Annotated in this window: 7 protein-coding genes and 1 pseudogene; 4 read left to right on the top strand and 4 right to left on the bottom strand. The window is 60.8% G+C overall.

The window, feature by feature from the left end; translation table 11 throughout:
* Both AC6RA8_RS18360 and AC6RA8_RS18355 read right to left on the bottom strand, forming a co-directional pair.
* Nucleotides 1-83, bottom strand: a pseudogene (locus AC6RA8_RS18360) (cytidine deaminase); the annotation flags it as partial.
* A gap of 111 nt (nt 84-194) precedes the next feature.
* On the bottom strand, nt 195-1,280 hold the full coding sequence (locus AC6RA8_RS18355) for a cupin domain-containing protein (protein WP_500354665.1): 1,086 nt from the start codon (nt 1,278-1,280) through the stop codon (nt 195-197).
* A 190-nt stretch (nt 1,281-1,470) separates the two neighbouring features.
* On the opposite strand from AC6RA8_RS18355, the gene AC6RA8_RS18350 reads away from it, so the two are divergent.
* From AC6RA8_RS18350 to AC6RA8_RS18335, 4 genes are all read left to right on the top strand, one after another.
* Nucleotides 1,471-3,744, top strand: a complete 2,274-nt coding sequence (locus tag AC6RA8_RS18350) for an NADP-dependent malic enzyme (RefSeq protein WP_500354663.1) — start codon at nt 1,471-1,473, stop codon at nt 3,742-3,744.
* A gap of 97 nt (nt 3,745-3,841) precedes the next feature.
* Nucleotides 3,842-4,096 (top strand): hypothetical protein, encoded by a 255-nt coding sequence (locus tag AC6RA8_RS18345; protein WP_500354662.1) that lies wholly within the window; start codon nt 3,842-3,844, stop codon nt 4,094-4,096.
* A 44-nt stretch (nt 4,097-4,140) separates the two neighbouring features.
* A complete protein-coding gene (locus tag AC6RA8_RS18340) occupies nt 4,141-4,392 on the top strand; it encodes a hypothetical protein (protein WP_500354660.1) in 252 nt (83 codons plus the stop codon).
* A 111-nt stretch (nt 4,393-4,503) separates the two neighbouring features.
* Nucleotides 4,504-6,393 carry an AMP-binding protein gene (locus AC6RA8_RS18335; RefSeq protein WP_500354659.1) on the top strand — a complete coding sequence of 630 codons (1,890 nt, stop codon included), beginning with the start codon at nt 4,504-4,506 and terminating at the stop codon, nt 6,391-6,393.
* A 26-nt stretch (nt 6,394-6,419) separates the two neighbouring features.
* Here the strand turns inward: AC6RA8_RS18335 and AC6RA8_RS18330 are convergent, their stop codons facing one another.
* Both AC6RA8_RS18330 and AC6RA8_RS18325 read right to left on the bottom strand, forming a co-directional pair.
* Nucleotides 6,420-7,958 (bottom strand): DUF427 domain-containing protein, encoded by a 1,539-nt coding sequence (locus tag AC6RA8_RS18330; protein WP_500354657.1) that lies wholly within the window; start codon nt 7,956-7,958, stop codon nt 6,420-6,422.
* A 270-nt stretch (nt 7,959-8,228) separates the two neighbouring features.
* Nucleotides 8,229-9,721 (bottom strand): AMP-binding protein (locus AC6RA8_RS18325; RefSeq protein WP_500354655.1); only part of this gene is annotated, 1,493 nt, incomplete at its 5' end.

Raw genomic sequence — 9,721 nt, 5'->3', positions numbered from 1 at the left:
ACGGCCGCACCGACCTTGAAATTCGAATAGGGCGCATATGCGTTCTCCCGCACGTCCAACGCCGCCTGCTTCAACTCGTCCATATGTTTCCTCGTTTCGGAGCCCCGACACTACCCAAGCGTTCCAGCGTTGGCTACCGCTTTAAGGCGCACCAAGATGACAGAGCAGGGCCAACAGCGGCGAAGCGCGACATCCTAATTGATGTGCGTACGGAACGCTCCGGGCAAAGACACTTCAAGCAACTCGATGTTATCGGACAGGTTGGCATAGCGCGTGGCCATATCAGGTGGGATGACAAAGGCATCTCCGGCTTCAAGCGTATGTGGCGCGCGCCCGTCACCCTCAAGGGTTATCGTGCCCTCCAGCACAAAGGTGAACAGGATGTCGCTGTCATGTCTGGCCCAAACGGTGTCGCCCAGGCCCTTGCGCGCCACCTGAACGCCGGCAACGCCAACAGTGCCCGCAGCAATCCCGGTGTCGCGCGCCTCAAGACCCGGCAGGCGGAACGGACCCCATACGGCCTCCTCGATATTATGATGCACAAAGGACTGTCCCTGGAACCGCCGCTCCGGGTTCGCCGGACCGTTCGGCAGCTCCATCTCGTGGTCAATGGTCGTGACATGTTCCGCCGGAACGCCAATCTCGATCACCTCGATGTTGTCGCTGGCATACAGCACCCTGTGTCGTATCTCCGGCGGCTGGATCACGCAGCACCCGGCATGCAGCCGGAACGGCTCTCCCTGATCCTCGTACACAAGGTCCACCCAGCCGCGATAGCAATAGATCAGCTGAAAGCCGACGGTATGATAGTGGACCATGTCCGGCACCGGCCCGCCATCCGGAATGCGGATATGGCTCGCAATGATCGACCCGCCCAGCCGATCGGGGATCAGATCGCGGTAATGCATACCAGCACGCCCGATGATCCATGGGGCCTGATCAGTCAGGCGCCGCACCACAAAACTGTGCGCGGTCTCGGGCATGACCAAAGGCGGGTTCAGGTCATCAACCTCGATACGTGTGCCATTGGGAGCTGTCAGGACGCGCTGACCGCCCGCAAACCCATCCGGGTCACCACTCAGAATGCGCAGTGTCCCGGGCGGCTCTTGTGCACCTGCTTCAATCCGCACCCGCAGCCCATGACCGGAAAACACCGCCACCGAAGGATCGTCAGCGGGATAAATCATGTCCATCCGCATGCCCAACACCTTGGTGAAAAACGGAATGTCATCCCGCAACTCCTGCGTGGGCAACCGTATCTCGGCGCGTATCTCAGCCATTTAACTCCCCTTCACTTTGCCAAATAAACTTCGGGGGAATTGCGAATGCAATGGGGGCAGCGCCCCCTGAAAAAAGTCGTGCGCGCAGTGCTCATTTGGGTCACGATGGTCTGACGTGACCAAACGTCAATTGGCGCGCTGTAAAAAATAGTTTAACGCTAAACCAAATCCGAACACCCAAGGGGATTCCATGTCCGATACACCGAACCTGCGCGACGCGGCACTTGCCTACCATGAATTCCCAAAACCCGGAAAACTCGAAATACGCGCGACCAAGCCCATGGCAAACGGTCGCGATCTGGCCCGTGCCTACTCTCCCGGCGTGGCCGAAGCCTGTCTCGAGATCAAGGAAGACGCCGCCAACGCCGCCCGCTACACCGCACGCGGCAACCTCGTAGCCGTTGTGTCGAACGGTTCTGCGGTGCTGGGGCTTGGCAATATCGGTGCACTGGCGTCCAAACCGGTGATGGAAGGCAAGGCGGTCCTGTTCAAGAAATTCGCCTCCATCGATTGCTTCGATATCGAGGTGAATGAAAGCGACCCCAAAAAGCTGGCTGACATAGTCTGCGCGTTGGAACCCACCTTCGGTGCCATCAACCTCGAGGACATCAAAGCACCTGAATGCTTTGTCGTGGAAAAACTCTGCCGGGAGCGGATGAATATCCCGGTCTTCCACGATGACCAGCACGGCACAGCCATCGTTGTTGGCGCAGCCGCAAAGAACGCGCTGCATGTGGCGAGCAAGAGCTTCGAGGATATCAAGATCGTCAGCACCGGCGGCGGTGCTGCGGGCATTGCCTGCCTCAACATGCTGTTGAAACTGGGTGTCAAACGCGAAAACATTTGGCTCTGCGATATCCACGGCGTCGTCTACGAAGGCCGGACCGAGGATATGAACCCGGCCAAGGCGGCCTTTGCGCAAAAGAGTGACAAGCGCACGCTCGATGAGGTGATCGACGACGCCGACCTGTTCCTGGGCCTCTCAGGCCCTGGGGTCCTGAAGCCCGAACATGTGCAAAAGATGGCCAAGCAGCCGATCATCTTCGCGCTCGCCAACCCAACTCCCGAAATCCTGCCAGATGACGCCCGCAGCGTGGCCCCCGACGCGATCATCGCCACCGGCCGCAGCGACTTTCCCAACCAGGTCAACAACGTCCTGTGCTTTCCCTTCATCTTCCGCGGCGCACTCGACGTGGGCGCGACAACGATCAATGACGAGATGCAGCTTGCCTGCATCGACGGCATAGCTGCCTTGGCCCGCGCCACCACCAGCGCCGAGGCGGCAGCCGCCTATCAGGGCGAACAGCTCAATTTCGGCGCAGACTACCTGATCCCAAAGCCCTTCGATCCGCGTCTTGTGGGCATCGTCAGCTCGGCGGTGGCCAAGGCCGCGATGGACACTGGCGTTGCCACCCGTCCCATCGAGGATCTGGACGCCTACAAATCCAATCTTGACGGATCGGTCTTCAAATCGGCCCTTCTCATGCGCCCCGTGTTCGAGGCGGCGCGCATCACCTCCCGCCGTATCGTCTTTGCCGAGGGGGAAGAGGAGCGCGTGCTTCGCGCGGCCCAGGCGATGGTCGAGGAAACCACCGAACGGCCCATCCTGATCGGACGCCCCGAAGTGATCGAAGCGCGGATCGCCCGCGCAGGTCTCACGATCAAGATTGGCGATACGGTCGACCTCGTGAACCCCGAGAACGACCCCCGCTACCGCGACTATTGGGGCACCTACCACGAACTGATGTGCCGGCGCGGTGTCACGCCCGATCTCGCCCGGGCCATCATGCGCACCAACTCGACCGCGATCGGGGCCGTCATGGTCCATCGGGAAGAGGCTGACAGTCTGATCTGCGGCACGTTTGGCGAATTCCGCTGGCATCTCAAATACGTGCAACAGGTGTTGGGGCGCGACTCCTATCACCCGGTGGGCGCGCTCAGCATGATGATCCTCGAAGATGGGCCGCTTTTCGTGGCGGATACGCAGGTGCATCTGCATCCCAATCCCGAAGAGATCGCCGAGATCGCCATTGGGGCCGCCCGCCACGTCCGCCGCTTTGGTATCGAGCCGAAAATCGCCTTCTGCTCCCAAAGCCAGTTCGGCAATCAGGGCGACGGGTCAGGCTGGCGCCTGCGCGAAGCGATCCGGATGCTCGACGCACAGAACCATGACTTCTGTTACGAGGGCGAAATGAACATCGACACGGCCCTTGATCCCGAGTTGCGGCAGCGCCTGTTCCCGGGCAGCCGGTTGGAAGGGGCGGCAAACGTGCTGGTCTTTGCCCACGCCGATGCAGCTTCGGGCGTGCGCAACATCCTCAAGATGAAAGGTGGCGGTTTAGAGGTTGGCCCGATCCTGATGGGCATGGGCAACCGTGCCCATATCGTGTCGCCGTCCATCACGGCGCGTGGATTGCTGAACATGTCAGCCGTGGCTGGCACGCCGGTGGCGCATTACGGCTAAAGATTAGCCAATCCAGCCTGAAAAAACGGCACAACCCGCAGGTGTATTTCGGCATCTCGCACCTTATCTGTATCCGAGTGGATAAACTGGGGTGATCATGATGCGCGCAGGTCTTGTATTGGCTGTATTTGCAGTTGCGGGCTGTGCCGAGGTGGTGAGCGAAACCCGCGGCACCTACACCGAGTTCGGGCGCACCTACCCGTCGATTACGCGGGTCTACCAAAACGATGATGGCAGCACCTATTCCCGCACCACGATCATCTCGGGCGCTGAACGCGTGACCTGCATCACTGGCGACCGGCTGGATTGTCGCGCCGCGTTGTTCGACACGGTCAATCGGGTACGTGACTGACACTGCGTTTTCGAAAGCCACTCTTTGGCAAGGAGAATTGCTTGATGCGACTTGGACTAATTGCGGCGTTGCTTCTTTCAGCCGCCGCCTGCACCGAGATCACTGCTGAACGCGAAGGCACATTCGAATACCGTGGCGACACGCTCCGCGCCGTAACGCGCGACTATTCGGCCAACGGCCGAACGTTTACCAAGCGTGTGATCTATGACGGTCCCCGACGCGTCAGCTGTTCCGCAACCGACGATCTCGATTGCCGCGCGGCCATTTCTTACGAGCGTATGGACAGCAACGACTGATATTTCCACCTGTCCACGTGATATTCTGCCACAGTTGGCGCTCTCAGCCCTTGCCCCCGACAGTTGTCGCCGCGTAACCCTGCTTGCGACTATGACGGAGGAGTATGGGCCATGGGCTACAGGGCGGAGTATGACAGTTGGAAAGCGGATCCCGAGGGGTGGTGGATGCAAGCGGCGCAATCCATCGACTGGGTCAAGGCCCCAACCAAGGCGCTGAGCCAGCGTAGCGAACACCTTTATGACTGGTTTGCAGACGCTGAGGTGAACACCTGCTGGAACGCCGTGGACCGGCATGTCGAAGCTGGCCGTGGCGACCAGGTGGCTATCATCTATGACAGCCCGATCACCGGCACCAAATCCGAGACGACCTATGCCGAGTTGCAGAAACAGGTCGCGTCGCTTGCGGGCGCCCTCGCAGCCAAAGGCGTCACCGCTGGGGATCGTGTGATCATCTACATGCCCATGGTGACCGAGGCGCTGTTGGCGATGCTGGCCTGCGCACGTATCGGCGCCGTCCATTCCGTCGTATTCGGTGGCTTTGCCGCCCACGAACTGGCCGTCCGCATCGACGATTGCACACCCAAAGCGATCATCGCGGCATCCTGCGGTCTCGAACCGGGCCGGACCGTCGAGTACAAACCGCTGCTCGACGGTGCGATCAAAGAGGCGGACCATACGCCGGACTTCTGCGTGATCCTGCAGCGCGAGCAGTCGCCTTGCGATCTTGGCCCCCGCGATGTCGACTGGCATGCGGTGCAAGAGGGGGTAGAGCCCGCACCCTGCACACCCGTCCCCGGCAACCATCCGGCCTATATCCTCTACACCTCCGGGACCACCGGCGCGCCCAAGGGTGTCGTGCGGGCCACGGCGGGGCACCTCGTGGCGCTGAACTGGACGATGAAGAACATCTACCAGATGAACCCGGGCGAGGTGTTCTGGGCCGCGTCCGACGTGGGTTGGGTCGTCGGTCACTCCTACATCTGCTACGCGCCACTAATTCACGGCAACACCACCATCGTGTTCGAGGGCAAGCCCGTGGGCACGCCCGATGCGGGCACATTCTGGCGCGTGATCGAAGAGCATGACGTCAAATCCTTTTTCACGGCCCCCACGGCCATCCGCGCCGTGAAGCGCGAAGACCCCAAGGGCGAGTACCGCGCAAAATACGACCTTAGCGGCCTGCGTGCCCTCTATCTGGCCGGCGAACGGGCCGACCCGGACACCATCGAATGGGCGCAAAACATGCTGGGCGTGCCGGTCTATGACCACTGGTGGCAGACCGAAACCGGCTACACGATTGCGGGCAACCCTGCGGGCCTTGAGGCGCTGCCGGTCAAGGTGGGCTCTCCCACCGTGGCCATGCCCGGCTATGATGTGCAGATCCTGGATGATGCCGGTCACCCCGTAGCACCCGGCGAGCTTGGCGCCATTGCGGTCAAACTGCCACTGCCCCCCGGCACTCTGCCAACCCTTTGGAACGCAGAGGACCGGTTCATCAAATCCTATCTCCACACGTTCCCCGGTTACTACGAAACCGGCGATGCGGGCATGATGGATGAGGACGGCTACCTCTACATCATGGCGCGCACCGATGATGTCATCAACGTTGCAGGCCACCGCCTGTCCACCGGCGCGATGGAGGAAGTGTTGGCAGGCCACCCGGACGTGGCTGAATGCGCGGTCATCGGAGTTTCGGACCAGCTCAAGGGGCAAAGCCCGGTCGGCCTTCTGTGTCTGACAGCGGGCGTGAATCGCCCTCACGGCGATATCGTCACGGAATGCGTCAAACGCGTCCGTGACCAGATCGGCCCCGTAGCTGCTTTCAAACAGGCGGTGGTGGTAGATCGCTTGCCGAAAACGCGCTCCGGGAAAATCCTGCGTGGCACAGTGGTCAAGATCGCGGACAATCAGGACTTCAAGATGCCCGCAACCATCGACGACCCGGTCATCCTGGACGAGATCAAGGACGCACTACAAACCATCGGCTACGCCAAGGGGTGACGGGCGGGGCGGAGGACACCTCCACCTCACGACATATCGCCAAAGGCATGGATTGGGGCGCTGACACCGCGCAGCTCCAGTGGGCCCAGATCGGACAACCCGGTCTGGCCCGCCGCCACCTCGTCCGTGACCATGATCGCATGGTCATGGCGCTTGCCCGCATCGCACAGGCGCGCGGCCACATTTGCGGCAAGGCCGATTACGGTGAAATCCAACCGCGTGCTTGACCCGATGTTCCCATATGTGACCCGACCAAAGGCGATCCCGATGGCGCATGACGTCTGCGCCGTCACCTCATCCTCTGCCACCTTCGCAATCACCTCCCGTGCGGCCTCAAGGGCCGACGCACAGGCGGCCGCCGCATCCTCGCCTGCGGGGAAGACAGCCAGCACAGCGTCGCCAATGAATTTCAGCACCTCTCCGCCATGCGCATCCACGATGGTCGATGTGATGTCCAAAAACGCGTTCAAAAGCGCAATGTATTCATCCCGCGGCAACGCCTGCTCCAACCGGGTCGAACCGCGCAGGTCACAGAACATGATCGCCGCATCAATCTCGTCTCCATCGCCGCGCCGGATCTCGCCGCCCAGCACCCGTGCGCCAGACCGCTTGCCCACATAAGTCTCCAGCAAAGCCTGCGCATTCTCGCGCTGCATGAACACCTCGTAATAGCGGCTGATGACAGTCGCACATTCAAAGACCAGCCCAAGGTTCTCGGTCGTGAACCCGTCCGGGTGGTCCGAGGTCAGCGTCAGCACGTTCGTCCGCCCATCGGAAAAGGGCAGGGGCATGGCCACATAGTCCGTCGCCCCTTCGGCCCGCAGATCGTCCATGATCGGAAAGCGTGACGCCTCGTCCGTATCACCCAAGCGCTGCCGCACGCCGCCCAACCCCTTGGACACATGCTGCAACGGGCTGTTCACAAAGCCTGGAAACTGGTGGATGTCGTAAGACGGTGCAAAGGTCTGCACGTCGTCCGTATCCACACGCCAGATATAGTTCTTGCCCGCAATCATCGGATGCAACGACCAGATCAGAACGGCAAGGCGAGATACGGCAATTCCGTTCTCGCGCATCTTGGTGGCGACGGCGCGGGTAAAGGCTTCGGGGTCGGGCAGCGTACCCGCCTCGCGCATCAGCCAATCAACCAGCGGCCCGGTGATGTTGCCATCGCGCTCGGTCTGCAACTGGTTCTCGCCCAACTCGACGCGTGTGGCGGCATGGGGCATGAAGCCGACAAAACCTTGAATGCCCTTGCTCTCGGGCAGGGCGGATACATAGCTCCACACCCCGTTCGGGATCGTTTCACCCTCGAGCAAAACATCATGATAGCTCGCTGTGCCCTTGAACGGGCAGAAGGTCTGCAGGTCGGTCTTGGGGCCAAGGTCGACCAGAATATCGTCGCGCGGAACGTAGATGGCTGTCGGCAGCCGCGTCTCGTACATCGCGCGGGCGCGTGTGGTGTCAGCCAGTAGCACATCGTTGTGCCAGATCCGCACCGGGTGCGTCAGCGGCTCAACATCGATACTGTAGCCCTCGGGTTTGGGCAGGTCGTCAAGGCTCATGGCAAGTCCCCCTAAGCGTTCACCCTACATGGGCGCACAAGGTCAAACCACCAAGAGGGGCAGGACATTTGGAAAAACTGCGGCCCCTCGGCCGCCAGCTTGAAATTTCTTGGTTAAATTTGACTGAAACGGCCGCCCGGTGGGTCAGGCCTTTGAAAACAGGCGCAAATCACAAAGCTCTAAAGATCACGCAAACCCGCAGAACAAGCTGTCCCCGCGGGGACAAACCCCACGGGGACAGGTGTTCGCGCTCAAATTGGTCCGAAAACCCTACAAATCCGCGGCTGTTTTGCGCAATTCGAACTTCTGGATCTTCCCGGTCGAGGTCTTTGGCAACTCCTGAAACACTACCTTCTTCGGGGTTTTGAACCCAGCCAGGGTTTCACGCGAAAACGCGATCAAATCCGCCTCGCTCGGGTTGGTGCCGGGCTTCAACTCCACAAAGGCACAGGGCACCTCACCCCACTTGTCATCCGGTTTCGCCACCACAGCGGCAAGGTTCACGTCCGGGTGACCCATCAACACACCCTCCACTTCGACAGAACTGATGTTCTCGCCGCCGGAGATGATGATGTCCTTGGCGCGATCTGCGATCTGAATGTAGCCATCTGGGTGCTGGATCGCGATGTCGCCCGAATGAAAATACCCGCCCTCGAACGCCTCCGCCGTCGCATCCGGGTTCTTCAGATACCCTTTCATGACCGAGTTGCCGCGGATCATGATCTCACCCTGCGCCGCCCCATCCATCGGCACCTGCGCCATATCGGCGTCCATGACCGTGATGTGCTCCATCATAGGAAAGGCGACACCCTGCCGCGCCTTGATTGCCGCCGTATCCTCGGCCCCGTCCCAATCGCTTTGCCAAAGACACTCGGTCACGTGACCATAGGTTTCGGTCAGCCCGTATACCTGCGTGACGTTGAACCCCAACGCTTCGATCTTGGCGAGCGTCGCCGGGGCCGGGGGCGCACCCGCGGTAAACACTTCAACCACGTGATCAAAGGTCCTCCGATCCTCATCCAGCGCGTTTACGATCATGTTCAACACGATGGGTGCACCGCCGAAATGGGTCACGCCTTCATAGTGGATCGCATTGTAGATGGCCGTGGCCGTCACATCGCGGCAGCACACCAAGGTGCCGCCCAGCATCGGCATCATCCACGTGTGGTTCCAGCCATTGCAATGGAACAAGGGCACGATGGCCATGAACACCGGATGCAGAACCATGCGCCATGACACGACGGTGCCCATGGTCATCAGGTACGCCCCTCGGTGATGATAGACGACACCCTTGGGCCGTCCGGTTGTGCCCGAGGTATAGTTGAGGGCAAGGCTCTCCCATTCATCCTCTGGCATGATCCAGTCAAAGGCAGGATCGCCTGTTGCAAGCAGGTCCTCATAGGTCTGATGCCGTCCCGACGCGGGGAACCCGGCATGAGGGTCTGGGCATTCGATCAGCACCGGCGCCGGGCCGTCCATCTCCTGTGATGCAGCCTCTGCCAGTTCCAGGAACTGGGAATCCAGCAGCACGACCTTCGCGCCGCCATGGTCAAAGATATAGGCAACCGTATCCAAGTCGAGGCGGGTGTTAATCGTGTTCAGAACGGCACCGCATGCAGGCACGCCGAAATGGGCCTCCGCCTGTGCGGGCAGGTTGGGGATCAGGGTCGCCACAACATCGCCCGGAGCCACGCCCTTGGCGGCAAGGGCGGACGCAAGGCGTGTGCATCTCTCGTAGTATTGCGCATAGGTCACGCGATGCG

It is taken from the genome of Tateyamaria sp., assembly GCF_059783535.1.
This window is presented reverse-complemented; position numbering and strand designations above follow the sequence as displayed.